This window comes from Brasilonema octagenarum UFV-OR1, from assembly GCF_963888615.1.
GTDB classification, from domain to species: domain Bacteria; phylum Cyanobacteriota; class Cyanobacteriia; order Cyanobacteriales; family Nostocaceae; genus Brasilonema; species Brasilonema sennae.
This window is the reverse complement of the sequence record NZ_CAWPKW010000052.1, coordinates 1-827: the sequence shown is the minus strand read 5'-3', so window position 1 is coordinate 827 and position 827 is coordinate 1. Positions and strand designations below refer to the sequence as shown.

Genomic DNA, 827 nt, shown 5'->3' with positions numbered 1-827 from the left:
CTATGACTCTGGGGCATTGTTGCGGGGTGTGCCATTGGGTGTAGCTCAAGAATGGTTGCACAAGCGAACTAAGGAAATGACAACCCAAGAGCTAGATTTTATTAGTGCTAGTCTACAGCAGCGTTCTAAAGAGCAGGAGGAACGAGAGCGTAGGCGGCGGCGTAACATAAATGCGTTGATTGGTGGTTTAATTACTGCTTTGATTTTATTAGGATTTGCCTTTTGGCAATGGCAGCAAACAGAAAAACAGCGATTGAATGCAGAGGTTTCAGTTCAAAGTCTGACGACAGACAATCTTTTTGCTTCAAACTATGGACTAGATGCTTTATTATCCGGGTTGAAAGCTGGGATAAATGTGAAAAACTATGGTACATCTGTAGATACGGAAAACAGCACAAAGGCAATTGTTATTCTACAACAGGTTGTTTATGGAGTAAAAGAACACAACCGATTAGAAGGGCATAGCGATCCAGTCTTAAGTGTGGTGTTCAGCCCAGATGGTAAGACAATTGCCACTGCTAGTAGAGACAAGACAGTTAAACTATGGAATCTCTCTGGGCAGGAACTGCTATCCCTGAAGGGGCATAGCGGTCCAGTCTATAGTGTGGTGTTCAGCCCGGATGGTAAGACGATTGCCACTGCTAGTGATGACAAGACAGTTAAACTATGGAATCTCTCTGGGCAGGAACTGCTATCCCTGAAGGGGCATAGCGGTCCAGTCTATAGTGTGGTGTTCAGCCCGGATGGTAAGACGATTGCCACTGCTAGTGATGACAAGACAGTTAAACTATGGAATCTCTCTGGGCAGGAACTGCTATCCCTGAAGG

Annotated in this window: 1 protein-coding gene; it reads left to right on the top strand. The window is 45.2% G+C overall.

Features of this window, described 5'->3' with window-relative positions:
- A partial coding sequence (locus AC5590_RS03860) for a WD40 repeat domain-containing protein (RefSeq protein ID WP_169269029.1) occupies positions 1-827 on the top strand: 827 nt, incomplete at both ends.